General features: G+C 69.9%; 22 protein-coding genes. 10 read left to right on the top strand and 12 right to left on the bottom strand.

Going from position 1 to position 25153, the window contains the following annotated elements:
* Window positions 1-35: 35 nt before the first annotated feature.
* Complete coding sequence (locus ACQEV2_RS21705) at window positions 36-503, bottom strand: SseB family protein (protein ID WP_234763985.1); 468 nt, start codon at window positions 501-503, stop codon at window positions 36-38.
* A 178-nt stretch (window positions 504-681) separates the two neighbouring features.
* Here ACQEV2_RS21705 and ACQEV2_RS21700 point away from each other — a divergent pair, with 178 nt between their 5' ends.
* From ACQEV2_RS21700 to ACQEV2_RS21685, 4 genes are all read left to right on the top strand, one after another.
* Window positions 682-1524 (top strand): intradiol ring-cleavage dioxygenase, encoded by an 843-nt coding sequence (locus ACQEV2_RS21700; protein WP_433043881.1) that lies wholly within the window; start codon window positions 682-684, stop codon window positions 1522-1524.
* A gap of 150 nt (window positions 1525-1674) precedes the next feature.
* Window positions 1675-3501 (top strand): acyl-CoA dehydrogenase, encoded by a 1827-nt coding sequence (locus ACQEV2_RS21695; RefSeq protein ID WP_433043878.1) that lies wholly within the window; start codon window positions 1675-1677, stop codon window positions 3499-3501.
* Window positions 3502-3615: 114 nt separating this feature from the next.
* A complete protein-coding gene (locus ACQEV2_RS21690; RefSeq protein WP_433043875.1) occupies window positions 3616-4914 on the top strand; it encodes a M18 family aminopeptidase in 1299 nt (432 codons plus the stop codon).
* A 90-nt stretch (window positions 4915-5004) separates the two neighbouring features.
* Window positions 5005-5259: a DUF6458 family protein gene (locus tag ACQEV2_RS21685; protein ID WP_433043872.1), complete on the top strand. Its 255-nt coding sequence runs from the start codon at window positions 5005-5007 to the stop codon at window positions 5257-5259.
* On the opposite strand, the gene ACQEV2_RS21680 is transcribed toward ACQEV2_RS21685, so the two are convergent.
* Window positions 5247-7094, bottom strand: coding sequence for a thioredoxin-like domain-containing protein (locus tag ACQEV2_RS21680; protein ID WP_433043869.1), 1848 nt, complete (start codon window positions 7092-7094; stop codon window positions 5247-5249). The two genes, ACQEV2_RS21685 and ACQEV2_RS21680, sit on opposite strands and share 13 nt — an antisense overlap.
* Before the next feature lie 29 nt (window positions 7095-7123).
* Window positions 7124-7516: a cupin domain-containing protein gene (locus ACQEV2_RS21675; protein WP_433043866.1), complete on the bottom strand. Its 393-nt coding sequence runs from the start codon at window positions 7514-7516 to the stop codon at window positions 7124-7126.
* Window positions 7517-7569: 53 nt separating this feature from the next.
* Between ACQEV2_RS21675 and ACQEV2_RS21670 the strand changes: the two genes are divergently transcribed.
* Both ACQEV2_RS21670 and ACQEV2_RS21665 read left to right on the top strand, forming a co-directional pair.
* The gene (locus tag ACQEV2_RS21670; RefSeq protein ID WP_433043863.1) at window positions 7570-8559 is read left to right on the top strand and encodes a GlxA family transcriptional regulator; all 990 of its coding nucleotides are present in this window, start codon (window positions 7570-7572) and stop codon (window positions 8557-8559) included.
* Window positions 8556-9056 carry an LURP-one-related/scramblase family protein gene (locus tag ACQEV2_RS21665; protein ID WP_433043860.1) on the top strand — a complete coding sequence of 167 codons (501 nt, stop codon included), beginning with the start codon at window positions 8556-8558 and terminating at the stop codon, window positions 9054-9056. The genes ACQEV2_RS21670 and ACQEV2_RS21665 overlap by 4 nt, the downstream gene beginning before the upstream one ends.
* A 29-nt stretch (window positions 9057-9085) precedes the next feature.
* Here ACQEV2_RS21665 and ACQEV2_RS21660 read toward each other — a convergent pair whose 3' ends face one another.
* Window positions 9086-9883 carry a carbon-nitrogen family hydrolase gene (locus tag ACQEV2_RS21660; protein WP_433043857.1) on the bottom strand — a complete coding sequence of 266 codons (798 nt, stop codon included), beginning with the start codon at window positions 9881-9883 and terminating at the stop codon, window positions 9086-9088.
* A 202-nt stretch (window positions 9884-10085) separates the two neighbouring features.
* Here ACQEV2_RS21660 and ACQEV2_RS21655 point away from each other — a divergent pair, with 202 nt between their 5' ends.
* Complete coding sequence (locus tag ACQEV2_RS21655) at window positions 10086-10910, top strand: maleylpyruvate isomerase family mycothiol-dependent enzyme (protein WP_433043854.1); 825 nt, start codon at window positions 10086-10088, stop codon at window positions 10908-10910.
* A 174-nt stretch (window positions 10911-11084) separates the two neighbouring features.
* Here the strand turns inward: ACQEV2_RS21655 and ACQEV2_RS21650 are convergent, their stop codons facing one another.
* Together ACQEV2_RS21650 and ACQEV2_RS21645 are read right to left on the bottom strand one after the other, a co-directional pair.
* Window positions 11085-12398, bottom strand: coding sequence for an MFS transporter (locus tag ACQEV2_RS21650; protein ID WP_433043851.1), 1314 nt, complete (start codon window positions 12396-12398; stop codon window positions 11085-11087).
* Window positions 12395-13057, bottom strand: coding sequence for a GntR family transcriptional regulator (locus ACQEV2_RS21645; protein WP_433043848.1), 663 nt, complete (start codon window positions 13055-13057; stop codon window positions 12395-12397). Before ACQEV2_RS21645 ends, ACQEV2_RS21650 begins: the two co-directional genes overlap by 4 nt.
* 280 nt (window positions 13058-13337) lie before the next feature.
* Here ACQEV2_RS21645 and ACQEV2_RS21640 point away from each other — a divergent pair, with 280 nt between their 5' ends.
* Both ACQEV2_RS21640 and ACQEV2_RS21635 read left to right on the top strand, forming a co-directional pair.
* Window positions 13338-14189, top strand: a complete 852-nt coding sequence (locus ACQEV2_RS21640) for a D-alanyl-D-alanine carboxypeptidase family protein (protein ID WP_433054668.1) — start codon at window positions 13338-13340, stop codon at window positions 14187-14189.
* Between the two features lie 169 nt (window positions 14190-14358).
* Complete coding sequence (locus tag ACQEV2_RS21635; RefSeq protein WP_433043845.1) at window positions 14359-15297, top strand: D-alanyl-D-alanine carboxypeptidase family protein; 939 nt, start codon at window positions 14359-14361, stop codon at window positions 15295-15297.
* A gap of 68 nt (window positions 15298-15365) precedes the next feature.
* Here the strand turns inward: ACQEV2_RS21635 and ACQEV2_RS21630 are convergent, their stop codons facing one another.
* The 4 genes from ACQEV2_RS21630 to ACQEV2_RS21615 all read right to left on the bottom strand — a co-directional run bounded on the left by ACQEV2_RS21630 (window position 15366) and on the right by ACQEV2_RS21615 (window position 20935).
* A complete protein-coding gene (locus tag ACQEV2_RS21630; RefSeq protein ID WP_433043842.1) occupies window positions 15366-16781 on the bottom strand; it encodes a dihydrolipoamide acetyltransferase family protein in 1416 nt (471 codons plus the stop codon).
* A 10-nt stretch (window positions 16782-16791) separates the two neighbouring features.
* The gene (locus ACQEV2_RS21625) at window positions 16792-17772 is read right to left on the bottom strand and encodes an alpha-ketoacid dehydrogenase subunit beta (protein WP_433043839.1); all 981 of its coding nucleotides are present in this window, start codon (window positions 17770-17772) and stop codon (window positions 16792-16794) included.
* A gap of 1 nt (window position 17773) precedes the next feature.
* Window positions 17774-18949 (bottom strand): pyruvate dehydrogenase (acetyl-transferring) E1 component subunit alpha, encoded by a 1176-nt coding sequence (gene pdhA / locus ACQEV2_RS21620; RefSeq protein ID WP_433043836.1) that lies wholly within the window; start codon window positions 18947-18949, stop codon window positions 17774-17776.
* Window positions 18950-19384: 435 nt separating this feature from the next.
* The gene (locus tag ACQEV2_RS21615; protein ID WP_433043833.1) at window positions 19385-20935 is read right to left on the bottom strand and encodes a protein kinase domain-containing protein; all 1551 of its coding nucleotides are present in this window, start codon (window positions 20933-20935) and stop codon (window positions 19385-19387) included.
* 352 nt (window positions 20936-21287) lie between these two features.
* Here ACQEV2_RS21615 and ACQEV2_RS21610 point away from each other — a divergent pair, with 352 nt between their 5' ends.
* On the top strand, window positions 21288-22934 hold the full coding sequence (locus ACQEV2_RS21610) for a protein kinase domain-containing protein (protein WP_433043830.1): 1647 nt from the start codon (window positions 21288-21290) through the stop codon (window positions 22932-22934).
* Between the two features lie 185 nt (window positions 22935-23119).
* Here the strand turns inward: ACQEV2_RS21610 and ACQEV2_RS21605 are convergent, their stop codons facing one another.
* Both ACQEV2_RS21605 and ACQEV2_RS21600 read right to left on the bottom strand, forming a co-directional pair.
* Window positions 23120-23662 carry a bacterial proteasome activator family protein gene (locus ACQEV2_RS21605; RefSeq protein ID WP_003999629.1) on the bottom strand — a complete coding sequence of 181 codons (543 nt, stop codon included), beginning with the start codon at window positions 23660-23662 and terminating at the stop codon, window positions 23120-23122.
* Window positions 23663-23841: 179 nt separating this feature from the next.
* Entirely contained in the window at window positions 23842-24390 is a 549-nt protein-coding gene (locus tag ACQEV2_RS21600) for a PadR family transcriptional regulator (protein ID WP_433043825.1), read from the bottom strand.
* Window positions 24391-25153: the final 763 nt, after the last annotated feature.

Genomic DNA, 25153 nt, shown 5'->3' with positions numbered 1-25153 from the left:
TCCCCCGCCGGATATTCCCCGGACCTGGGGTCCGACTAGCCGTACATCCGCCGCATCGCGAACTCGACCATCTGCTCCACGGCCTTCGCGTCGAAGACCATGCGGTGCTCGCCCTCCATGTCGAGGACGAAGCCGTAGCCGGTCGGGAGCAGGTCGATCACCTCGGCGCCGGTGATGACGAAGTACTTGGACTCCTTGCCCGCGTACCGGCGCAGCTCCTTCAGCGAGGTGAACATCGGGATCACCGGCTGCTGGGTGTTGTGCAGGGCGAGGAAGCCGGGGTTGTCGCCGCGCGGACAGTAGACCTTCGACGTGGCGAAGACCTGCTGGAAGTCCTCGGCGGACATCTGCCCGGTGGTGAAGGCCCGCACCGCGTCCGCGAGCGAGGGCGGGGACGGCTCGGGGTAGAGCGGCGGCTGCTGGCCGTACCCACCGACGCCGCCCGGCTGCTGCGGCGGGGCGTACTGCTGCTGTGCACCGACGTTCTGGTCGTAGCCGTACATGGGCGCAAGCGTACCGAGAGCGGCCGCGGCGACGGGCCGGTACGGGGGTCCTGGCAAACCGACAGCGACTCGACAGCGACTTGACAGCCGCCACGCTGGTTTCCCACAGCTGCCGCTCATAGCGTCGGTCGTGCCCACGGGAGCGCCCGAAACGGCCCACACCAGCAAGGGGACAGCCATGCACCGACACCACGACGACGAGGTCCACGAACACGACCGAGGGCTCTCCCACGACCTTCCCGTCCTCGCCCGTCGCCGCATGATCCGGCTGATGGCGGGCGCGAGCCTGGTCCCGCTGGTGGCCTGCACGTCGGAGAACGACACGTCGGCGGCCTCGTCCTCCTCGTCCTCCCCCGCCGCCGCCTCCGGCGGCTCCTCCTCGTCCGCCGAGTGCGCGACCATCCCGGACGAGACCGCCGGCCCCTATCCCGGCGACGGCTCGAACGGCGTGAACGTCCTGAAGAAGAGCGGCGTCGTCCGCAGCGACATCACCAAGAGCTTCGGCGACTCCGCGGGCGGCACCGCCGAGGGCGTGCCCCTGACCGTCACCCTCACCGTCGTGGACGCCGCCTCCGGCTGCGGTACGCCGAAGAAGGGCGCCGCCGTCTACCTCTGGCACTGCGACCGGGAGGGCAGGTACTCCCTCTACTCCGAGGGCGTCACCGACGAGAACTACCTGCGCGGCGTCCAGGAGACCGACGACAAGGGCCAGGTCACCTTCACCAGCATCTTCCCCGGCTGCTACGCGGGCCGCTGGCCGCACATCCACTTCGAGGTCTACGGCAGCCTGGCCGACGCCACGGCCGCCACCTCCATCACCAACACCTCGCAGCTCGCGTTCCCGAAGGACGCCTGCGACACGGTGTACGCCACGGACGGATACGACCAGAGCGTGACGAATCTCGCAGAGCTGTCCCTGGAGACGGACGGCATCTTCAGCGACGGTTACGACCAGCAGCTGGCGACGATGAAGGGCAGCGCGGCCGACGGCTTCACCGCGACGCTGACCGTTCCGGTCTGATCCGGTGTGATCCGGTGGGACCTGTCACAGATGACGGATCGGGGTTGCGTCTTATTACTGGCGGGTAGCATCATCGTAGCTACTTGTTGGTACGTGAACTAGCGCGAGGAACCAAGTGCCTCGCCGATCCCTCTCTACGGAGCCGTGACCATGGGGCACTACAAGTCGAATCTCCGCGACATCGAGTTCAACCTCTTCGAAGTACTCGGACGCGACAAGCTGTACGGCACCGGTCCGTTCGAGGAGATGGACGTCGACACCGCGAAAAGCATCCTCGAGGAGCTGACGCGGCTCGCGGAGAACGAGCTGGCCGAGTCCTTCGCGGACGCCGACCGCAACCCGCCGGTCTTCGACCCGGAGACCAACACCGCGCCGGTCCCGGCCTCCTTCAAGAAGAGCTACAAGGCCTTCATGGACTCCGAGTACTGGCGTCTGGGGCTGCCCGAGCCGATCGGCGGCACGACGGCCCCGCCGTCCCTGATCTGGTCGTACGCGGAGCTGATCCTCGGCTCGAACCCGGCCGTGTGGATGTACTCCTCCGGCCCGGCGTTCGCCGGGATCCTCTACGACGAGGGCAACGAGGTCCAGAAGAAGATCGCCCAGATCGCGGTCGAGCGGACCTGGGGCTCCACCATGGTGCTGACCGAGCCGGACGCCGGCTCGGACGTGGGCGCGGGCCGGACCAAGGCGATCCAGCAGGAGGACGGCTCCTGGCACATCGAGGGCGTGAAGCGCTTCATCACGTCCGGTGAGCACGACATGGAGGAGAACATCCTCCACTATGTCCTCGCCCGCCCCGAAGGCCACGGCCCCGGCACCAAGGGCCTGTCCCTCTTCCTCGTCCCGAAGTACCTCTTCGACTTCGAGACCGGCGAGCTGGGCGAGCGCAACGGCGTCTACGCCACGAACGTCGAGCACAAGATGGGCCTGAAGGCCTCCAACACCTGCGAGATGACGTTCGGCGACAAGCACCCCGCCAAGGGCTGGCTGATCGGCGACAAGCACGACGGCATCCGCCAGATGTTCCGCATCATCGAGTTCGCCCGCATGATGGTCGGCACGAAGGCGATCTCCACCCTCTCGACGGGCTACCTCAACGCCCTCGAGTACGCCAAGGAGCGCGTCCAGGGCCCCGACCTGGCGAACTTCATGGACAAGACCGCGCCCAAGGTCACCATCACGCACCACCCCGACGTGCGCCGCTCGCTGATGACGCAGAAGGCGTACGCGGAGGGCATGCGCGCCCTCGTCCTCTACACCGCCTCGATCCAGGACGCGATCGCGGTGAAGGAGGCGGCGGGCGAGGACGCGAAGGCGGAGCACGCGCTCAACGACCTTCTCCTCCCCATCGTCAAGGGCTACGGCTCCGAGAAGGGCTACGAGCAGCTCGCCCAGTCGCTGCAGACCTTCGGTGGCTCCGGCTTCCTGCAGGAGTACCCGATCGAGCAGTACATCCGCGACTCCAAGATCGACACCCTGTACGAGGGCACCACGGCGATCCAGGGCCAGGACTTCTTCTTCCGGAAGATCGTCCGCAACCAGGGCGCCGCGCTGAACTCGCTCGCCGAGGACATCAAGAAGTTCCTCGCGGTCGGTGAGGGCGGCGAGGAGCTGGCGGGCGCACGCGAGCACCTGGCCAAGGCGGCCGTCGAGCTGGAGGCCATCGTCGGCCTGATGCTGACCGACCTCGCGGCCACCGAGCAGGACGTCAAGAACATCTACAAGGTGGGTCTGAACACCACCCGCCTGCTGATGGCCTCCGGTGACGTCGTCGTCGGCTACCTGCTGCTCAAGGGTGCCGCGGTCGCCGCCGAGAAGCTGCCGAACGCCTCCGCCAAGGACAAGGCGTTCTACCAGGGCAAGATCGCGGCGGCGAAGTTCTTCGCGGCCAACGTCCTGCCGGGCGTCACCGGCGCGCGCAAGCTCGCCGAGAACGTCGAGCTGGACCTGATGGAGCTGGACGAGGCCGCGTTCTAGGCACTGGGTTCCGGCCAGGCGTTCCCGTCACTCACGGACAATCCGCATCGCCCTCACGAGGGCCCGCTCCCCTTCACCGGGAGCGGGCCCTCGTACGTCGTTAAGGTGAACACCATGAGCGAACCCCCCCGCTTCGACCGCGGCCACACCGACGACCTCATGTCCTTCCTGGCGGCGAGCCCCTCGCCGTACCACGCCGTGGCGAACACCGCCGAGCGGCTGGAAAAGGCCGGCTTCAGGCAGGTCGCGGAGACGGACGCCTGGGACGGGTCGAGCGGCGGCAAGTACGTGCTGCGCGGTGGCGCGATCGTGGCCTGGTACGTCCCCGAGGGCGCGGCGCCCCACACGCCGTTCCGCATCGTCGGCGCGCACACCGACTCCCCCAACCTGCGCGTCAAGCCGCTGCCCGACAGCGGGGCGCACGGCTGGCGGCAGGTGGCCGTGGAGATCTACGGGGGACCGCTGCTCAACTCCTGGCTCGACCGTGACCTGGGGCTGGCGGGCCGGCTGTCGCTGCGGGACGGCACGACGCGGCTGGTGAACGTGGACCGCCCGCTGCTGCGCGTCCCCCAGCTCGCGATCCACCTCGACCGGTCCGTGTCGGCGGAGGGGCTCAAGCTCGACAAGCAGCGGCATCTGCAGCCGATCTGGGGCCTCGGCGACGACGTGCGCGACGGCGACCTGATCGCCTTCCTGGAGGAGACGGCGGGTCTCGCGGCCGGCGAGGTCACGGGCTGGGACCTGATGACGCACTCCGTGGAGCCGCCGGCGTACCTGGGCCGGGACAAGGAGCTGGTCGCGGGCCCGCGCATGGACAACCTGCTCTCGGTGCACGCGGCCGCGGCGGCGCTGGCCGCGGCGGCGGCCTCGGGTGCGGCCCTGCCCTCCATCCCGGTGCTGGCCGCCTTCGACCACGAGGAGAACGGCTCGCAGAGCGACACGGGAGCCGACGGGCCGCTGCTGGGCGGCGTCCTGGAGCGTTCGGTGTTCGCGCGCGGGGGGTCGTACGAGGACAAGGCCCGTGCCTTCGCTGCAACGGTCTGTCTCTCCTCCGACACGGGCCACGCGGTCCACCCCAACTACGCGGAGCGCCACGACCCGACGCACCACCCGCGCGTCAACGGCGGGCCGATCCTGAAGGTCAACGTCAACAACCGCTACGCGACCGACGGTTCGGGCCGGGCGGTGTGGGCGGCGGCCTGCGAGAAGGCCGCGGTGCCCTTCCAGTCCTTCGTCTCCAACAACTCGATGCCCTGCGGCACGACCATCGGCCCGATCACCGCGGCCCGGCACGGCATCAAGACCGTCGACATCGGCGTGGCGATCCTGTCGATGCACAGCGCGCGGGAGTTGTGCGGCGCGGACGACCCGTGGCTGCTCGCGAACTCGTTGGTCGCGTTCCTGGAGGGGTAGTTCCTGGAGAGGGAGTTCCTGGAGGGGTAGTTCCCGCAGGGTGGGGTACCCGCCTCCGACCGGAACCACCGGACAGGGAGGCGACAACTCATGGGCCTCGGCGGGTGCATCATCCTCATCGCCGTGGGAGCCATCCTCGCGTTCGCGACCGACTGGGAGATGGAAGGCGTCAATCTCGACCTGGTCGGGATCATCCTGATGATCGTGGGGCTGATCGGCGTCACGACCTTCAGCAGCATCGCCCGGCGCAGGCGCGTGGTCGTGCCGCCTTCGACGCCGGTCGTCGGCGAAGAGGGGCACCACCATCGGCATCGGGACGGCTACAGCGACGGTTACGGGGTCTGAGCCCCGGCCGTGTCCATTCCCGCGAGCACCAGGGGGAGGCGATCGGCGCCGCCCTCGGTGAGCCGGACCGGCACGCCCCAGTCCTGCTGATGGACGTGACAGGCCGGGTACTCGTGGCTCGGGTCGTCGTCGCAGGACGCGGCCATCGCGGAGACATGCAGGACGCCCTCCGGCACGGAGGAGTCCAGTTCGAGGGTGCGGGAGAGATCGGTCCCCGCACCCTCGCCCGTGCGCAGCAACTCGGGCGGGGTCGCGGAGACCAGCAGGCGCGTCGAGGGGCCGTACCGGGTGTCCAGCTTCTGGCCCGCCGGTGCCTGGAAGATCACGTCCAACCGGAGCTTGCCCGGGGCGACTTCGGTGGCGGCACGCTGCGTGCGGTGGGCGACGGCTTCGACGCGTACGGCCTCCTCCGGCAGCCGCAGCCGGGTCAGCCGGTGCCGGGCCGACTCCACGACCACGATGTCGTCCCCGACGAGCACCGCGTCCGACGGCTCCCGCAGGTCCATGGCCAGGGTGGTGACTTCGCCGGTCGCGGGATCGTAGCGGCGCAGGGCGTGGTTGTAGGTGTCGCTGACGGCGACCGAGCCGTCGGGGAGGGCAGTGACGCCCAACGGATGCTGAAGCAGGGCCTGTTCGGCGGCGCCGTCACGGTGCCCGAAGTCGAAGAGGCCGGTGCCGACGGCGGTGTGGACGGTGCCGTCGATGCCTACCCAGCGCAACGCCGAGGTCTCCGAGTCGGCCAGCCACAGCCGCTCGGGCGTCGCCGCGAGGCCGGACGGCTGGGCGAACCAGGCCTCGGGGGCCGGGCCGTCGACGAGGCCCTCGTTGGTGGTGCCGGCGGTGACGGCCACCGTGCCGTCGGCCGGGTCGTACGCCCACAGTTGGTGGACGCCGGCCATGGCGATCCATACCCGGCCGCCGAAGAGGGCTACGTCCCAGGGTGAGGACAGGTCGATCTCCCGGGCCGGTCCCGAGGTCGGGGATCCCTGCCACCACTGCTTCCCGGTGCCCGCCAGGGTCGTCACCTCGCCGGTCGCGAGGTCGAGGCGGCGCAGGGCGTGGTTGACGGTGTCGGCGACGACGACCGAGGTGGCGTCGAGGAGAGCGAGGCCCTGCGGCTCGTTGAAGGCGGCGGTCTGTGCGAGGCCGTCCACAAAGCCGCGCGTGCCGGAACCGATACGGCGTACGACGGTCTCGGCGTCCTCGGCCAGCTCCACCAGCTGATGCCGGGTCGTGTCGCTGACCAGGAAGTTCCCGGAGGGAAGCAGCAGCGCCTTGCCCGGGAAGCGCAGCACCGTCGGCTCCGGCTCCGGCGCCACGTAAGGCCCGTCGCCGCGGCGCAGCGTCCCCTTGGCCTCGTGCTCGGCCTCCAGCTCGCCGACGAGGCGCTCGATGGCGTGCACATGCCCCTCACCGGCGTGCTGCGCGACGACGTACCCCTCGGGGTCGATCACGACGAGCGTCGGCCAGGCCCGCACCGCGTACTGCTTCCAGGTGGCGAGCTCGGGGTCGTCCAGGACGGGATGCTCGACGCCGTACCGCTCCACGGCGTCGACGACGGCCTGGTGCTCGGCCTCGTGCACGAACTTGGGCGAGTGCACGCCGATGACGACCACCGTGTCCCGGTGCTTCTCCTCCAGCTCCCTGAGCTCGTCCAGGACATGCAGGCAGTTGATGCAGCAGAACGTCCAGAAGTCCAGGATCACGATGCGTCCCCGCAGGTCGGCGAGGGAGTACGGGCGGCCGCCCGTGTTCAGCCAGCCGCCCTTGCCGATCAGCTCGGGGGCGCGCACGCGGACGCGGCGGGGGGCCGGGGCCGGGGAGGAGTCGGTCATGGCTCAAGCGTGCCACCCGGCACTGACAGTCACGTCAGGGCGTGCCCCGTGGTGGCGTCCACGTGGTCCGGCACGTCGTCGTGGCGGTCGCCGACGGTGAGGGTGCCGGTGGGTTCCAGGACCAGGATCGCGGAGGGCGTCGGGGCGTACGGCTTGTGCTCGGTGCCGCGCGGGACGGTGAAGACGCTGCCCTTCGGGAGGACCACCGTGCGTTCCCCGGCAGCCTCCCGCAGGGAGATGTGCAGCTCTCCCTCCAGGACCAGGAAGAACTCGTCGGTGTGGTCGTGCACGTGCCAGACGTGCTCGCCCTCGACCTTCGCGACGCGTACGTCGTAGTCGTTGACGGTGGTGACGATGCGGGGGCTCCACCGGTCGGTGAAGGAGGCGAGAGCCTGGGCGAGGGAGATGGGTTCGCTGGTCATGTACGTCATGCTCGGCGATGGCCCGGCACGGGCACGAGTGCTAGAAATCGCAGATGCCGCAAGGATCCTCTCAACCGCATCGCCTGGTTCTCGTGGTCGACGAGAACTCGAATCCGTTCGAGATGAGCTGCGCGATCGAGGTCTTCGGACTGCGCAGGCCGGAACTGGGCCGGGAGCTGTACGACTTCGGGCTGTGCGCCGCCCGGCCCCTGACCCGTATGCGGGACGGCTTCTTCACGCTCACCGGTGTCGCGGGGCTGGAGGCCGCCGAGGAGGCGGACACGCTGATCGTCCCCAACCGCCCGGACACCGGCACGCCCCGCTCACCGGAGGTGCTGGAGGTCGTGCGCCGGGCACACGCGCGTGGCGCCCGGTTGCTCGGCTTCTGCTCCGGGGCGTTCACGATCGCGGAGGCCGGGCTCCTGGACGGGCGGCGCGCGGCATGCCACTGGATGTGGGCGGAGTCGTTCCGGGTGCGGTTCCCGAAGGTCCGGCTGGAGCCGGACGTGCTGTTCGTCGACGACGGGGACATCCTCACCGCCTCCGGCAGCGCGTCGGCGCTCGACCTGGGCCTGCATGTCGTACGGCGTGATCACGGCGCCGAGGTCGCCAACCACGTCTCCCGGAGGCTGGTGTTCGCCGCGCACCGCGACGGCGGGCAGAAGCAGTTCGTGGAGCGGCCGGTGCCGGACGTGCCGGACGAGTCGCTGGGACCGCTGCTGGCGTGGGCACAGGAACGGCTGGGGGAGCCGCTGACAGTGGCGGACCTGGCACAGCGGGCGGCGGTGTCGCCGGCCACCCTGCACCGCCGCTTCCGGGCACAGCTCGGGACGACGCCGCTGGCCTGGCTGACGGGGGAGCGGGTGGCACTCGCGTGCCGGCTGATCGAGCGCGGGGAGGAGCGGCTGGACGTGGTGGCGGCGAGGAGCGGACTGGGCACCGCGGCGAACCTCCGCGCGCGCGTACGGCGCGAGACGGGGCTCAGCCCGTCGGCCTACAGACGGCGTTTCGGACCGGGCGGCGGGGAACCCCTCGTCTCATGAGATTCCTCGTACGCGACCGGCTCCTCGGCATCGGCGACGACTACTGGATCGAGGACGACCGGGGCAACAAGGTGTTCCTCGTCGACGGCAAGGCGATGCGGCTGCGGGACACCTTCGAGCTGAAGGACACACAGGGGCGCGTCCTCATCGACATCCACCAGAAGATGCTGTCCCTGCGCGACACGATGGTGATCGAGCGGGACGGCGCGCCGCTCGCGAAGATCCGCCGCAAGCGGTTGTCCCTGCTGCGCAACCACTACCGGGTGTCCCTCGCGGACGGCAGCACGGAACTCGACGTCAGCGGCAAGATCCTCGACCGAGAGTTCGCGATCGAGTACGACGGCGAGCTGCTGGCCGTCGTCTCCCGGCGCTGGCTGCACGTCCGGGAGACGTACGGCGTGGACGTCGTACGGGACGACGCGGATCCGGCGCTGCTGATCGCGGTGGCGGTGTGCGTGATCCACCTGGCCGAGAAGGAGCACGAACGGGAGGACTGAAAGGCGGCAGGGGCGCGCGAAGGGGAGTGCTACCGCCGCGGCGGCGTCAGCCCCAGCATCCTGTCCTTCAGTGCCGGGAACTGCTCCCGGGTCGCCGCCACCTTCGCCGGGTCGAACTCCACCGTGAGGACCTGCTCCCCCGCACCGGCCTCCGCCAGCACCTCGCCCCACGGATCGACCACGATCGAGTGACCGGCCTGAGGAACTCCCGCGTGCGTCCCGGCCGTTCCACAGGCGAGCACGAACGCCTGGTTCTCCACCGCCCGCGCCTGAGCCAGCAGCGTCCAGTGCGCCCGGCGGCGCTCCGGCCAGCCCGCCGGGACGACCAGGGTCTCGGCGCCGGCGTCGACGAGGCCACGGAAGAGTTCAGGGAAACGGAGGTCGTAACAGGTGGCGACGCCAAGGGTGGTCTCGGGCAGACGGACCGTCACCAGCTCCTCGCCCGCGCCCATCAGCACCGCCTCGCCCTTGTCGAAGCCGAACCGATGGATCTTTCGATACGCGGCGACCAGATCACCGGAGGGGGAGAAGACGAGAGAGGTGTTGAAGAGCGGCCCGTCAGGGTCCCGCTCGGGGATCGAGCCCGCGTGCAGCCATACGCCCGCGTCGCTCGCGGCCTTCGCCATCGCCTCGTAGGTCGGCCCTTCGAGCGGCTCGGCCTCACTGGCGAACTCCTCGTAGGCGAACGCCCCGGTGGTCCACAGCTCGGGCAGAACGACGAGGTCGGCCACTTCGGCCTGTTCCCGCACGAGCGAGGCCGCCCTCACCCGACGCGAGGCGACCGATTCGTCCCCGTTGACGTCGATCTGGAGCAAAGAGGCGCGCACACTACCACCGTCCTGGCATTCGAGCGGTCCACACGGGCTTACACACGGGCCTACGATCGTCACACGAAAGCACTGCCGGGGTGCCTCACAGCAGCGTAACTTAGCGTTCCAAGACACCCGCCGACAGCAGCCGCCGCCCACTGGCAACGACGCCACAACCTGCCCGCGTACCGACGTACCAACCGCCGAGGGGTCCCGTTCCGTGAGTCTGCATCCCACCCTCCAGCCCTACGCCGACGCCTGGACCCACTCCATCGAAGCGATATCCGAGCTGGTGACGCCGCTGGTGGAGGGTGAGTGGAACCGGCGCACCCCGTGCCCGGGCTGGTCGGTCCGCGACATCGTGTCGCACGTCATCGGCCTGGACTGCGAGATGCTCGGCGACCCGCGCCCCATCCACACCCTCCCGCGCGACCTCTTCCACGTCACCAACGACCACCAGCGCTACATGGAGATGCAGGTCGACGTCCGACGCCACCACACGGCGCCGGAGATGACGTCCGAGCTGGAGTACACGATCATCCGCCGCAACCGCCAGCTGCGGAACGAGTCCCGTGACCCCGGCACGAAGGTACGCGGCCCGCTCGGCGCCGAGCTCACCCTCGAAGAGGCCATGCGGACCCACGCGTTCGACGTCTGGGTCCACGAACAGGACCTGCGCACCGCCCTCGGCCGCCCCGGCAACCTCGACTCCCCCGGCGCCCACGTGGCCCGCGACGTCCTGCTGTCCAAGCTCCCCGACATCGTCGCCACCAAGGCCGACGCCCCCCGCAGCTCGGCGATCGTCCTCGACGTCCACGGCCCGATCGAGTTCCTCCGCACGATCCGCATCGACATCCAGGGCCGCGGCACCCTCGAAACGGCCCCCGCCCTCGGCCCCGCCGCCACCCTCACCCTCGACTGGGAAACCTACGTCCGCCTGGCCTGCGGCCGCGTCACACCGGAGGCAGCCGCGGACCGCGTCAAGGCAGAGGGCGACCCGGGCCTGACCACAGCAATCCTGCGAAACTTCACGGTGACGCCGTAACGACGGCCACGTGCAATTCAGCCCGTCCGGCGTTTGAGGACGAGGCCCTTTCGGGCCGACGGGGGTCCAGGGGGCGGAGCCCCCTGGCGGGGTGGAAGGGGCGGAGCCCCTTCAAGGATGGGACGGGTAGGAGGCGGCGGGGGCGAGAAAACCCGCTGCCCCCGACGCACCGGCTCACACCGGAACGTGCACGGTCTCGACCCTGCTCGCAACCAACCGCTCCCGCTCCCGCCGAGCCGCCCGCTTCCGCAACCGCAGAATCTGACTGACCCCCAACGCCTGCAGCACGAACACCGCCGAGAAGGCAACGCCGTAGTCACCCCCCGTCGCATCCAGCAGCACCCCCACCGCGAACAACGTCGTCATCGAGGCGACGAACCCACCCATGTTGGTGATCCCGGACGCCGTCCCCTGCCGCTCCGGCGGATTCGCCGGCCGCGCGAAGTCGAACCCGATCATCGACGCCGGCCCACACGCCCCGAGCACCGCGCACAGCACGACCAGCAGCCCCATCGGCGCCGTCTCCCCGGGCCAGGCCAACGTCGCCGCCCACAGCACCGCCGTCGCCCCCACCGTGCCCAGCGCCAACGGCAGCCGCGCCTCGTGATGCCGCGCGACGATCTGGCCGTAGACCAGCCCCACGACCATGTTCGACAGCACGACAAGGGTGAGCAGTTCACCGGCCGTCGCCCGGGACAGCCCCTGCGCCTCCACCAGGAACGGCAGCCCCCACAGCAGCAGGAACACCATCGCCGGGAACTGCGTCGTGAAGTGCACCCACAACCCCAGCCGTGTGCCCGGCTCCCCCCAGGACGCGGCGATCTGACGCCGTACGTACGCCGCGCCCCGATGCGCAACCGGCTCCGGCTCGTGCCCCTCGGGGTGGTCCTTCAGGAACAGCAGCAACAGCACCAGCACGACGACACCCGCCGCCGCGCTGCCCGCGAACGCCGCCGTCCAGCCCACCCCGTGCAGCAGCCGCGCCAGCACCAGCGTGGAGACGAGGTTGCCCGCCATGCCCGCCAGCCCCGCGAACTGCGCGATCAGCGGACCGCGCCGGGCCGGGAACCACCGGGTGCCGAGCCGCAGCACACTGATGAACGTCATCGCGTCACCGCACCCCAGCAGCGCGCGCGAGGCGAGGGCCATGCCGTACGACGGTGAGAAGGCGAAGCCCAGTTGGCCCGCCGTGAACAGCACCACGCCCAGGGTCAGCACCTTCTTGGTGCCGAGCCGGTCGACCAGCAGGCCGACGGGTATCTGCATGCCCGCGTACACGAGCAGCTGGAGGATCGAGAACGTCGACAGGGCCGAGGCGTTCACGTGGAAGCGGTCCGCGGCGTCGAGACCGGCGACCCCCAGCGACGTACGGAAGATCACGGCGACGAAGTAGACCGAGACGCCTATGCCCCAGACGGCGAAGGAACGGCGGCCGCCTGGGGGTGCCCCCTTTGGGGGAGGGTCGCCCGGCAACGCGGCGGCCTTCATCGCTCCTCACCTCGCGCGAGATGCGAGAACCAGCCGATGTGCCGGTGGACCGTCCCGACCGCCGCATCGGCGTCCCCGGAGCGCAGGGCGTCGAGGATCTCCTGGTGTTCGACGAGGGTCTTGGCGATCCGGTCGGGGTGGGAGTGCAGGACGGCGACACCCATGCGCAGTTGCCGGTCGCGCAGTTGGTCGTAGAGCCGCGACAGGATCTCGTTGCCGCCGCTGCGGACGATCTCGGCGTGGAAGCACCGGTCGGTGACGGCGGCCGCGGCGAGGTCACCGGCGGCGGCCTGGGCCTTCTGCTGGGCGAGCAGTTCCTCCAGGCGCTCGATGAGCCCGGGGGGCGCGGGGACGGCCTTGCGCGCCGCGTGCTCCTCGACGAGCATCCGCGTCTCCACGACGTCCTTGATCTCCTGCGCGGAGACCGGCAGGACCAGCGCGCCCTTCTTCGGATAGAGCTTGATCAGCCCCTCGACCTCCAGCCGCAGCAGCGCCTCCCGCACCGGTGTGCGCGAGACCCCGACGGCCTCGGCGAGCTCGCCCTCGGTGAGCAGCGTCCCGCCCTCGTAGAGGCGTTCCAGGACGCCCTGCTTGACGTGGGTGTAGACGCGGTCGGCAGCGGGCGGCTGCTTCAGGGAGGCGGGCGGGGAGGAAGACATGCCCACAGCATAGATACAACACGTACACATCGAGGGGTCCGTCCAGTATGCGGAACGAAAAGCTGCCGGGAAGCGGGCGGGAAACCGGGCCGCGCATGGGATGAGGAACCCCGCCCCATCTGCCACACAACCTTCTGTGCTACTTACGTGTCACACACGTGCGGCCTGACCGCCTTCCCCTCCAACTCGGCCGCACACAGGGGCATTCGACGTAATCGGGGTATTTCAGTTGACAACCGCCACCCAGGGCTCCCGTATCCGCAGAGCCGCAGCCGTCGCCGTGACCACCGGCGCGCTGCTCGTCACCGGAGCTCTCACCGCGGCACCCGCACAGGCCGTGACGACGCCCAGCATCAGCGCCAAGGGCGGCTACCTGATGAACAGCGCGACCGGCAAGACCCTCTTCACCAAGGCTGCCGACACGAAGAGGCTCACCGCCTCCACCACGAAGATCATGACCGCCAAGGTGGTGCTCTCGCAGTCGAACCTGAACCTGGACACCAAGGTCACGATCAAGAAGGAGGTCAGCGACTACATGGTCGCCAAGGGGTATCCCTCGACGGCCAACCTGATCGTCGGCGACAAGGTCACCGTCCGCCAGCTGCTGTACGGGATGCTGCTCAAGTCGGGCTGTGACGCCGCGATGGCCCTCGCCGACAAGTTCGGTTCCGGCTCGACCGTGAACGCGCGCGTGAAGTCGTTCATCGGCAAGATGAACACCATGGCCAGGACCCTGGGCATGACCAACACGCACTTCGATTCGTTCGACGGCATAAGCAACGGCGCCAACTACTCGACGCCGCGCGACCTGACGAAGGCCGCCCGGAGCGCGATGAAGAGCTCCACGTTCAAGACGGTCGTCAAGACCAAGTCGTACACGGCGAAGACCATCACCAAGACCGGCTCCGTCCGCACGATGGCGGCGTGGAAGAACACCAACCTCCTGCTCGGCTGGAACGGCACGCTCGGCGTGAAGACCGGCTCCGGCACCGAGGCCAAGTACTGCCTCGTCTTCGCCGCCACCAAGAACGGCGAGTCGGTGATCGGCGCCGTCCTCACCGCACCCTCCGAGGCCAAGCGCACGGAGGACGTGAAGAAGCTCATCAACTACGGCTACGCGAAGATCAGCTGACGTCCGCGTTCACCTGACAGAGGGCGGCCACTCAACAGTGGTCGCCCTCGTCACATCACTTACTTCCGCCCGCCGTACAACCCTTGACGCTCCTGGTGAGTCTCCTGAGCGCCTCCCCCCTCCACATCGCAAATGTCTACGGGCATTTCGCATATCCGGAGCGTTCATAGTGATAACCGGCATCAAGGGCGTACGTATCCGCAGAGCCGCAGCCGTCGTCGCCACCACCGGCGCGCTGGTCGCGGGCGGTGCCCTGTCCGCGCCCGCGCAGGCCGCGACCGCCCCCACGGTCAGCGCCAAGGGCGCGTTCATGCTCAACAGTGCGACGGGCTCCACGCTCTACAGCAAGTACGCCGACACCAAGCGGCCGATGGCGAGCACCACCAAGATCATGACGGCGCGTGTCGTGCTGAGCACGCCCAACCTGAACCTCGACCGCAAGATCACCGTCAAGCAGGCCTACCGCGACTACGTCGCCGCCAAGGGCGCGAGCACCGCGGACCTGAAGACGGGCGACAAGGTCACCGTCCGCCAGCTGCTGCACGCGCTGATGCTGCCGTCCGGCTGCGACGCCGCGATGGCCCTCGCGGACACCTTCGGTACCGGTACGACCGTCTCGGCGCGCACCAAGTCCTTCATCAGCAAGATGAACACCAAGGCCGGAGACCTCGGCCTGACGAACACGCACTTCGACTCGTTCGACGGCAACTCGACGCAGAACACGAACTACACGACCCCGCGCGACCTCGCCAAGCTCACGCGCAGCGCGATGAAGTACACGACGTTCGCGGGCATCGTGAAGAAGCAGAAGACGGTGCAGTACGCGACGACGAGCACCGGCGGCACCCGCACCTACACCTGGTACAACACCAACAAGCTGCTGGGCTCCTACAGCGGCGCGATCGGCGTGAAGACCGGCACCAACACCCCGGCCGGGCCCTGCCTCGTCTTCGCCGGCACCCGTGACGGCAAGACGGTCGTCGGCGTCCTCCTCAACGACCAGTACCGCTTCACGGACGCCGCGAAGCTGATGGACTACGCCTTCGGCTCCAGCTCGGCGAGCACGATGCAGCTGCGCACCCTGCCGCAGGGCGCACAGCGCGACTGACCCGATCCGGCATCACGTCCGGCCCGAAATGACGACGGCCCCCGCTCGATGCGGGGGCCGTCCTCGGTTCACGCCCAGGTGATCAGCCGTTTCGGCTGCTCCAGGATCGCCGCCACGTCCGCGAGGACCTTGGAGCCCAGCTCCCCGTCCACCAGACGGTGGTCGAAGCTCAGGGCCAGAGTCGTCACCTGACGCGGCTTCACCTTGCCCTTGTGCACCCACGGCTGGAGCTTGATCGCGCCGACCGCGAGGATCGCGGACTCGCCGGGGTTGAGGATCGGGGTGCCGGTGTCGACGCCGAAGACGCCGACATTGGTGATCGTGACCGTGCCGCCCTGCATGGCGGCGGGGCTGGTCTTGCCCTCCCGCGCCGTCGACACCAACTCGCCGAGCGCCTCCGCCAGTTGCGGGAGCGTCTTGGTGTGGGCGTCCTTGATGTTCGGGACGATGAGGCCGCGCGGGGTCGCCGCCGCGATGCCCAGGTTGACGTAGTGCTTCCGCACGATCTCCTGGTTCGCCTCGTCCCAGGACGCGTTGATGTCCGGGTTGCGCTTGATCGCGACCAGCAGGGCCTTGGAGATCAGCAGCAAGGGGTTCACCCGCAGACCGGCGAACTCCTTGTCCTCCTTGAGCTCCTCGACCAGCTTCATCGTGCGCGTCACGTCCACCGTCACGAACTCCGTGACATGCGGGGCGGTGAACGCCGAGCCGACCATCGCGGCCGCCGTCGCCTTGCGGACGCCCTTCACCGGGACACGGGTCTCACGGGCCGTGTCGTACGTCGCCACCGGCGCCGGAGCGGCGGCAGGAGCGGCGGCCGGGACGACCTGCGGCTCCGGCTCGGCGGCCGGGGCCGGCGGGGCCGCCGCCGCGTGGACGTCCTCGCGCGTGATGATGCCGTCGGGGCCGGTCGGCGTCACCGTGGCCAGGTCGACGCCCAGGTCCTTCGCCAGCTTGCGCACCGGCGGCTTCGCCAGCGGGCGGGGCGTTTCCACGGCCGGGTCCACGACCGCGGGGCCATGCCCGTTCAGCTCGGACTGCAGTGCCTGCGCCGCCGCCGGGGCCTCCTGGGGCGGGGCCCCCTTGCGCGGGCGGCGCTTCGTCGAGGACGCGGCCACGCCGTAGCCGACCAGCACCGGCTGACGGCCCGAGCCCTCGGCCTTGGGCTCCTCCTTCGGGGCCTGAGGCTCCGCGACCGGCGCCGGAGCGGCGGCCGCCGTTCCGCCCGCCACGTCCACCGCGATGATCGCCGTACCGACGTCCACCGTCGTGCCCTCGGGGAAGTGCAGCTCCCGGACCACCCCGTCGTACGGGATGGGCAGCTCGACGGCCGCCTTGGCCGTCTCGACCTCGCACACCACCTGCCCGTCGGTGACCGTGTCGCCCGGCTGGACGTACCACTTGAGGATCTCGGCCTCGGTGAGTCCCTCGCCCACGTCGGGCATCTTGAACTCGCGCACGGACGCTTCAGTCATCGTCGTCATGCCCCTCTCCTCAGTACGCCAGGGCACGGTCGACGGCGTCGAGCACCCGGTCCAGGCCCGGCAGGTACTCCTCCTCCAGGCGCGCCGGCGGGTACGGGGCGTGATATCCGCCCACGCGCAGCACCGGGGCCTCCAGGTGGTAGAAGCAGCGCTCCGTGATCCGGGCGGCGATCTCCGCGCCCGAGCCGAAGAACACCGGGGCCTCGTGGACCACGACCAGGCGGCGGGTCTTCTCGACGGAAGCCTGGATGGAGTCGAAGTCGAGCGGGGAGACCGAGCGCAGGTCCAGGACCTCCAGGTTCCTGCCCTCCTCGGCCGCCGCGTCGGCGACCTCCTGGCACAGCTTCACCATCGGGCCGTACGCGGCCAGGGTAAGGTCCGTGCCCTCGCGGACGACCTTCGCCTTGTGCAGCGGGCCCGGGATCGCCTCGGTGTTGACCTCGCCCTTGTCCCAGTAGCGGCGCTTCGGCTCGAAGAAGATCACCGGGTCGTCGCTCTGGATGGCCTGCTGCATCATCCAGTACGCGTCCGACGCGTTGGAGGGGCTGACGATCTTCAGACCGGCCACGTGCGCGAAGAGCGCCTCGGGGGACTCCGAGTGGTGCTCGACCGCGCCGATGCCGCCGCCGTAGGGGATACGGACGACGACCGGGAGCTTGACCTTGCCCAGCGAGCGCGCGTGCATCTTCGCGAGCTGCGTGACGATCTGGTCGTACGCCGGGAAGACGAAGCCGTCGAACTGGATCTCCACGACCGGGCGGTAACCGCGCAGGGCCAGGCCGATCGCGGTGCCGACGATGCCCGACTCCGCGAGCGGGGTGTCGATGACGCGGCTCTCGCCGAAGTCCTTCTGCAGGCCGTCCGTGACCCGGAAGACGCCGCCGAGCTTGCCGACGTCCTCGCCCATGATCAGGACCTTGGGGTCGGAGTCCAGGGCGCGGCGCAGCGACTCGTTGATCGCCTTGGCCAGAGCCATCTTTTCCGCTGCCATGTCAGGCCCCCTCTACGTCCGCGAACGACGCCTGGTAGGCGGCGAACTGGGCGCGCTCCTCGTCGACGAGCGCATGCCCGTCCGCGTACACGTTCTCGAAGATCGCGAAGTGGTCCGGGTCCGGCATGGCGCGGACCGCCTCGCGCACTCGTTTGCCCAACGCCTCGCTCTCGGTCTCCAGTTCCGCGAAGAATCCGTCGTCCGTGTGGTTTGACGCCTCGAGGTAGCGGCGAAGGCGCAGGATCGGGTCCTTCGCCTCCCAGGCCAGGCGCTCCTCGTCACCGCGGTACCGGGTGGGGTCGTCGGAGGTGGTGTGGGCGCCCATCCGGTACGTGTACGCCTCGACCAGCGTCGGTCCCTCGCCACTGCGGGCACGCTCCAGCGCCCACTTCGTCACGGCCAGGCACGCCAGGACGTCGTTGCCGTCGACGCGGACGCCGGGGAAGCCGAAGCCCTGGGCGCGCTGGTAGAGCGGCACACGGGTCTGCTTCTCGGTCGGCTCGGAGATCGCCCACTGGTTGTTCTGGCAGAAGAACACCACGGGGGCGTTGTAGACCGCGGAGAAGGTGAACGATTCCGCGACATCGCCCTGGCTGGAGGCGCCGTCGCCGAAGTAGGCGATCACCGCGCTGTCGGCGCCGTCCTTGGCGATGCCCATCGCGTAACCCGTGGCGTGCAGCGTCTGGGAGCCGATGACGATCGTGTAGAGCTGGAAGTTGTTGCTGTTCGGGTCCCAGCCGCCGTTGTTCACGCCGCGGAACATGCCGAGCAGGTTCGTCGGGTCGACCCCACGGCACCAGGCGACGCCGTGCTCGCGGTACGTCGGGAAGACGTAGTCGTCCTCACGGGTGGCCCGGCCGGAGCCGATCTGGGCGGCCTCCTGGCCGAGCAGCGACGCCCACAGGCCCAGCTCGCCCTGGCGCTGCAGGGAGGTGGCCTCGGCGTCGAAGCGGCGGGTGAGCACCATGTCGCGGTAGAGGCCGCGGAGCTCTTCGGGGGTGATGCCGGCGACGTACTTGTCGTACTCGGCGTTCTTGACGCGCTTGCCCTCGGGCGTCAGCAGCTGGACGAGCTCGGGGTCCTTGCTCGTCGTTGTCCTTGCGGTTGTCTTGCCGGCCGTGCTCTTGGTACCGGCGCTGCGTCGCGGTTTCCGCGCGGCAGTGCTCTCCACGGTCACGTGTGCTCCTCCGTCGGTCCGGCTACCCGGGTTCGCCGGGTGCCAGTGCGGCTCACCTGAAGCCCTACGGACGCACAGGGTGGGTGCGGCTCGTGGGGGGACAGGCGTGACAGGTGCCCCGGCGAGCGCCCTGCAAAAGGCACGTTACCCAGTGCTCCACATTTCTGTGAAACCCCTCCTGACCTGCGATTTTGCTTGGATATCCAAGTAAATCGCGAAAGCCGGGAACAAGTCCTGGTCACAGCCTTGCAGGGGGCCGGAACAACGGCACGTTATATCGGTGACCCAGGTCACGGGAAGAGTCGTCAAGGGTGAGTTCACCGGTCCCGCCCCAAACGGCACGCGCGCGTGGAGCCCGTTTCCGGGCCCGCACGCGCGCGTGGAGGTCGCTGAATCCCATGGGGCGGTGTCGACGGGTCGGTGTCGACGGGTCGGTCAGCCTGCGGTGCCGCCCGTCGGCGTCGGCAGCGTCGGCTCCTCCGTGGGCTCCTCGGTCGGCTCCTCCGTGGGCTCCTCGGTGGGCTCCTCGGTCGGCTCGGCCGTGGTCGGCTCCTCCGTCGGCTCGGTCGTCGGCTCCTCGGTCGGCTCCTCCGTCGGCTCGTACGACTGCGTGTAGTCCGGGTCGGTGCCGGTGCCGGTGCCGTCGTCCGTGTAGTCGTCGGTCGGCTCCTCGGTCGGCTCGTCGCTCGGCGTCTCGCTGGTCTTGTCCTCGGTGGTCTGCGAGGTGGTCGGCGTCGGCGTGGTGCCGCTGCCCCCGCCGCCACCGCCGCCGTTCTTCAGCGCCAGCGCGACGCCCGCCACGATCGCGATCACCGCGAGGACGGCGAGGATCCACAGCTTGCCGCGGCCGCTGCCCCGGTTGCCGTGCCCCTCGAAGCCGCCGTCGTCCCCGCCGCCGTAGCCGGAGGGCAGGATGGGCTGCGGGATTTGCGTCGTGCCGGAGGCCGGGGTGCCCGGATGCCCCATGACGGTCGTGTTCGCGAAGCCCGCGGCCGGGGTGTGCCGGCCCTCGTGCATCGTCACCGGGCCGGTGTTCCAGGTGCCGGTGTGGCCGCCCTGGTCGTACAGCATCTGCAGGCCGTACTGGACTAGGCCGCGCATCTCCTCGGCCGTCTGGAACCGGTCGTCCGGCTCCTTGGCGAGCGAGCGCATGACCAGGCCGTCGAGCTCCGGCGGGGAGGCGTCGGAGACCTCGGACGGCGGGGTCGGGATGTCCTGGACGTGCTGGTAGACCACCGACAGCGGGGTCTCGCCGGTGAACGGCGGGCGCAGCGCGAGGAGTTCGTAGAGCAGGCAGCCCGTCGCGTACAGGTCGGAGCGGTGGTCGACCGCCTTGCCGAGCGCCTGCTCGGGCGACAGGTACTGCGGGGTGCCCATGACCATGCCGGTCTGCGTCATCGTGGACTGCGCGCCGTGCAGGGCGCGGGCGATGCCGAAGTCCATCACCTTCACGGCGCCGTTGTTGGTGATGATGACGTTGGCCGGCTTGATGTCGCGGTGCACGATGCCGTGCTGGTGCGAGTAGGCGAGCGCCTCCAGGACGCCGGAGACGATGATCAGGGCCTGCTCGGGGCCGGGCGCCTCGGCGTTGATGAGGAGGTCGCGGATGGTCCGCCCCTCGACGATCTCCATGACGATGTACGGCACGCTCTGGCCGTTCACGAAATCCTCGCCGGAGTCGTACACGGCGACGATCGCATGGTGGTTGAGGCCGGCCACGGACTGGGCCTCGCGCGTGAAGCGGGCCTTGGAGACCGGGTCCTCGGCGAGATCGGAGCGGAGCAGCTTGACCGCCACGGTGCGTCCGAGGCGCACGTCCTCGGCCGCGAACACCTCGGCCATACCGCCCCGGCCGAGTCTGCGGGTCAGCCGATAACGGCCGTCCCCGACAAGTCCGCCATTACCCCACATCTCCGGCGCGTCTGACATACCGCCGCCAGCCGCCTCGGGGTCGGACGGGCCCTGAGCGCGCTGCTGCTGTGCCATCAGTCCTCGCCGTCGTTTCTGCCCGCGGTGCGCGCGGTGTTGTTACGGTCTCCGTCGGCCACGCTACAGCCTCCGCGCATGCCGTCGGTCCGAGACGGTCGCCCCAAACCGGAAGGAGACGGACCGGCCATCAAACCGGTACCCCGTCCCCTCGTGCAAATTCTGTGTACCGGCCGTACGGCCCCTGTAACGCTTCCGCGGCGCTTCCTTCGCGTACGGTCACGGAACGGGCACCGTGCTTGACCTGTCAGTGCCGTGGGGCAGACTTGGCCGGGAATAGCACATTGGATCACCTGGATCACCCGATCCACGGCGACCGCAGGCGCCCAAGAGGCTACGGGGGACGCAGAACATGAGCCAGGACGGCGCGCAGGGCCGGTACGCGGGTCGGTCACTCGCCGGCGACCGCTATCAGCTGCGCGACTTGCTCGGCGAGGGCGGCATGGCCTCGGTGCACCTCGCGTACGACTCCGTGCTCGACCGGCAGGTCGCGATCAAGACGCTGCACACCGAGCTCGGCCGCGAGCAGGCGTTCCGCGAGCGCTTCCGCCGCGAGGCCCAGGCCGTGGCGAAGCTCACGCACACCAACATCGTCTCCGTCTTCGACACCGGCGAGGACACCGTCGACGGCATGACGACTCCGTACATCGTCATGGAGTACATCGAGGGCCGGCCGCTCAGCTCGGTCTTCGACGAGGACGTACGGCAGTTCGGCGCGGTGCCCGCCGACAAGGCGCTGAAGATCACCGCGGATGTGCTCGCGGCGCTGGAGATCAGCCATGAAATGGGGCTGGTCCACCGGGACATCAAGCCGGGCAACGTGATGCTGACCAAGCGCGGCGTCGTCAAGGTGATGGACTTCGGCATCGCGCGCGCCATGCAGTCCGGTGTGACGTCGATGACGCAGACCGGCATGGTCGTCGGCACCCCGCAGTACCTGTCGCCGGAGCAGGCGCTGGGCCGGGCCGTGGACGCCCGCTCCGACCTGTACTCGGTCGGCATCATGCTGTTCCAACTGGTCACCGGACGGCTGCCGTTCGAGGCGGACTCGCCGCTGGCGATCGCGTACGCGCATGTGCAGGAGGAGCCGGTGGCTCCCTCGTCCATCAACCGGGCCTTGCCGCCGGCCGTGGACGCGCTGGTCGCCCGCGCGCTGAAGAAGAATCCGAACGAACGCTTCCCGAGCGCCGAGTCCATGCGGGACGAGTGCCTGCGCGTGGCCGCGTCCTTCCAGCCGGCCCCGCCGAGCATCGTGCCGGGCGCGCAGACGCAGAGCGGCCAGGGCGTGGGCGCCGCGGTGTTCCCGCCGGTCGGCCAGACGCCGCCGCCGTCGGGCCCCGTCCAGACGCCGTACCAGCCGGCACCGGCCCCGACCCCGAATCCGTACGGCACTCCGCCGCCGTCGATGCCTTCCCCGGCGTACGGCTACCCGCAGCAGCCCGGCTACCAGACGCCGCCGCCCGCCGGGTTCTCCCCGCAGCAGGGCCACCCGACCCCGCCGCCGTACACCATGTCGCCCCAGCCAAGGACCACTTCAGGCGGCGGTAAGAACAACCGGCCGGTGATCGTCGGCTCGATCGTCGTGTCCATCGTCGCGGTGGTCGGGCTGATCGCGGCGCTGGCGCTGAACGGCGGCGGCGAGGAGGAGGGCGGGGGCGGGGACAGCGGCGGCCCGACCGCGACGGCCTCGGTGACGAAGGCGGCGGGATACCGGGAAGGGGACAGCTCGAAGACGATCGAGACCTCCGAGTGCACCGAGCCGCAGGAGTCGTATCTCGACCCCGACAAGGTGACGATGCCGGACTTCACGTTCAAGTACTGGCCGTCGGTCCTGGAGTGCCTCGACGCCGCGGGGTGGGAGTACGAGAAGAAGGACGTGAACGAGAACACGTTCGGCCAGGGCACCGTCATGCGGCAGACGCCCAAGGCGCGGGAGGACTTCGACCCGGACGACCCGCCGACGATCACGTTCGAGGTCTCGACGGGCAACCCTGAGTGACGCGGTTCGCGGTGACGTCCGCGATCTGGCGCCTGCGCCGTGCCGCACACGAGATGTGACCCACGCGCGGTCTGACGCTCGCGATGTGACGCACACGAGATGTGAGCACGCGCGATCTGACGCTCGCGATGTGAAAGGGCCCGGCAGCGTCGGCTGCCGGGCCCTGCGCTGATCGGGGCCGGTGGTTACAGGTACGGTCCGCCCGAGCGGCCGCCCTGGCGGTGTTCGCCGTCCTCGTGGCCGCCGACGCCCGGCGGGAGGGCGCGGCGCATCTGCTCCAGCTGGGCGCGGGCCGCCATCTGTTGGGCGAAGAGCGTGGTCTGGATGCCGTGGAAGAGGCCCTCCAGCCAGCCGACCAACTGGGCCTGCGCGATGCGCAGTTCCGCGTCGCTCGGGGTCGCCTCGTCCGTGAACGGCAGGGAGAGCCGCTCCAGCTCCTCGACGAGCTCCGGGGCCAGGCCGTCCTCCAGCTCCTTCACGGAGCTGGCGTGGATCTCCTTCAGCCGGACCCGGCTCGCCTCGTCCAGGGGAGCCGCGCGCACTTCCTCGAGCAGCTGCTTGATCATGCTGCCGATGCGCATGACCTTCGCCGGCTGCTCGACCATCTCCGTCACCGGAACCTCGCGGGAGTCCTCGTCTCCGTTGCCGCCGGTGAGCGCCATCCCGTCCTGGCCCACGACCAGGATCTGGGGGTTCTCGGACGGCCTTTCGTTCCTCGGCATCTCCATGCCGCCATTCTCTCGCACCCGTACAGCTCATCATCGTGGTGCCCCCGGTGGGGAGAGATCCACCGTTTACGTTGTGGGACTTTCCGTCATCCGGCCTGCCTGATCCACCCGGCCTGTCTGATCTGTTCGGCCCATCCGGTCCATCCGGTCTATTTGCCGGGCGGCCGAGGCGGTCGGGTCTATTCGGTCTGTCCGGCCCGGGTGAGCCGCAGCAGACGGGCCTCGCAGATGTCGAGCCAGCGGCTCTCCGCCTCGGCGTGGAAGACGAGCTGCTCCAGGACTAGCAGACGGGCCGTCGCCTCGGGGTGCTCGTGCGCCCGCGCCAGCGCCTCGGCCCGCTGCCGTACGTAGTCGTGCAGGGCCTCGGCCACATGTCTGCGCTGCGCCCCCACGACCTCCCGTACGTCCACGCCGGGCGCCCCGACCGCCATCGCCAGCTTGATCGCCAGCTCGTCGCGGGGCGGGCTCGCCCGCTCCACGGGCCGTGTGAACCAGGCCCGCAGCTCGGCGCGGCCCGCGTCCGTCAGCGCGTACAGCACCCGGCCCGCCTCGTCCACGCCGTCCTGGACGACCAGGCCGTCCCGCTCCAGCCGGCCGAGGGTCGTATAGACCTGGCCGACGTTCAGCGGCCAGGTCCCGCCCGTGCGCTCCTCGAACTCGGTTCGCAGCCGTGAGCCGTAGCGGGCGCCGGGTTCCAGGAGCGCGAGCAGCCCGTGTCGTATCGACATAACCGGATTGTGCGCGGATTCGGTCGGGTGGCGCAGTCCGGAATGCCGGGTGTGCGGGGTGCTGTGAGGCTTGTTCGCATGACTCCATGGCCGACCGTGGTGCGGAAGCGACGGGTGCGGCCGCGAGCTGCCTCCGGTGGTTTGCGGGCGCAGGGCTCATCGCCGTGTGCGGGCGTGGGAGTGGGGGCGGTGCGTGGGGCGCTGGGGGCTCTGCGGGTGGGGTCGGCTCGGCAGGCGGGGCTGGCCCGGCAGGCGGGGCGGGGTCGGCCCGCGGTGCGGGAGCTATCGGCTCTGCGGGCGGCGAGAGTGCTGGTCGTGGTGGTGATGGGGCTGACCGTGGGGCTGTGGGGCGCTGGGGTGTCGTACGGCCTTGAGGGGCCGCGTGGTGCGGCTGCGCTCACGGCTTCCTCCGGCTCCACGCCCGAGCCTCGGGCTCCCTCCGCGCCTACGCGGTCACCGACAGGTGCCTCGGACGACGCTGGGGGTGCCTCAGAAGGCTCCTCCGCCGAACCGTCCGGCTCCTCAGCCGAATCCCGGCCTTCCTCCGCCTCAGGGGCAGTGGAGGCGTCCGGGAGCTCCTCCGTCCCCTCCGCCGCGCCTGGCGAGTCCGGGGAGCCCGAGAAGTCCGGAGAGTCGAGGGAACCCGGAGGGCCAACGGAATCCGCTGCGCCCAGGAAATCCGGTGAGCCCAGGAAATCCGGAAAACCGCGGGCGTCTTCCGCCGCTCCCGCTCCCGCTCACGGTCCCGTCACCTCCCCTCCCG

This window comes from Streptomyces sp. CA-251387, assembly GCF_050936625.1.
In the GTDB taxonomy this organism is placed as follows: Bacteria; Actinomycetota; Actinomycetes; order Streptomycetales; family Streptomycetaceae; genus Streptomyces.
Note: the sequence above shows the minus strand (reverse complement) of the source record. Positions and strands in the feature narration are given on the sequence as shown.

Excerpts from the sequence above, each read along its gene's own strand:
- ACQEV2_RS21705 (WP_234763985.1), bottom strand. The coding sequence starts at position 503 with ATGTACGGCTACGACCAGAACGTCGGTGCACAGCAGCAGTACGCCCCG.
- ACQEV2_RS21700 (WP_433043881.1), top strand. The coding sequence starts at position 682 with ATGCACCGACACCACGACGACGAGGTCCACGAACACGACCGAGGGCTC.
- ACQEV2_RS21695 (WP_433043878.1), top strand. The coding sequence starts at position 1,675 with ATGGGGCACTACAAGTCGAATCTCCGCGACATCGAGTTCAACCTCTTC.
- ACQEV2_RS21690 (WP_433043875.1), top strand. The coding sequence starts at position 3,616 with ATGAGCGAACCCCCCCGCTTCGACCGCGGCCACACCGACGACCTCATG.
- ACQEV2_RS21685 (WP_433043872.1), top strand. The coding sequence starts at position 5,005 with ATGGGCCTCGGCGGGTGCATCATCCTCATCGCCGTGGGAGCCATCCTC.
- ACQEV2_RS21680 (WP_433043869.1), bottom strand. The coding sequence starts at position 7,094 with ATGACCGACTCCTCCCCGGCCCCGGCCCCCCGCCGCGTCCGCGTGCGC.
- ACQEV2_RS21675 (WP_433043866.1), bottom strand. The coding sequence starts at position 7,516 with ATGACCAGCGAACCCATCTCCCTCGCCCAGGCTCTCGCCTCCTTCACC.
- ACQEV2_RS21670 (WP_433043863.1), top strand. The coding sequence starts at position 7,570 with ATGCCGCAAGGATCCTCTCAACCGCATCGCCTGGTTCTCGTGGTCGAC.
- ACQEV2_RS21665 (WP_433043860.1), top strand. The coding sequence starts at position 8,556 with ATGAGATTCCTCGTACGCGACCGGCTCCTCGGCATCGGCGACGACTAC.
- ACQEV2_RS21650 (WP_433043851.1), bottom strand. The coding sequence starts at position 12,398 with ATGAAGGCCGCCGCGTTGCCGGGCGACCCTCCCCCAAAGGGGGCACCC.
- ACQEV2_RS21645 (WP_433043848.1), bottom strand. The coding sequence starts at position 13,057 with ATGTCTTCCTCCCCGCCCGCCTCCCTGAAGCAGCCGCCCGCTGCCGAC.
- ACQEV2_RS21630 (WP_433043842.1), bottom strand. The coding sequence starts at position 16,781 with ATGACGACGATGACTGAAGCGTCCGTGCGCGAGTTCAAGATGCCCGAC.
- ACQEV2_RS21625 (WP_433043839.1), bottom strand. The coding sequence starts at position 17,772 with ATGGCAGCGGAAAAGATGGCTCTGGCCAAGGCGATCAACGAGTCGCTG.
- ACQEV2_RS21615 (WP_433043833.1), bottom strand. The coding sequence starts at position 20,935 with ATGGCACAGCAGCAGCGCGCTCAGGGCCCGTCCGACCCCGAGGCGGCT.
- ACQEV2_RS21610 (WP_433043830.1), top strand. The coding sequence starts at position 21,288 with ATGAGCCAGGACGGCGCGCAGGGCCGGTACGCGGGTCGGTCACTCGCC.
- ACQEV2_RS21605 (WP_003999629.1), bottom strand. The coding sequence starts at position 23,662 with ATGGAGATGCCGAGGAACGAAAGGCCGTCCGAGAACCCCCAGATCCTG.
- ACQEV2_RS21600 (WP_433043825.1), bottom strand. The coding sequence starts at position 24,390 with ATGTCGATACGACACGGGCTGCTCGCGCTCCTGGAACCCGGCGCCCGC.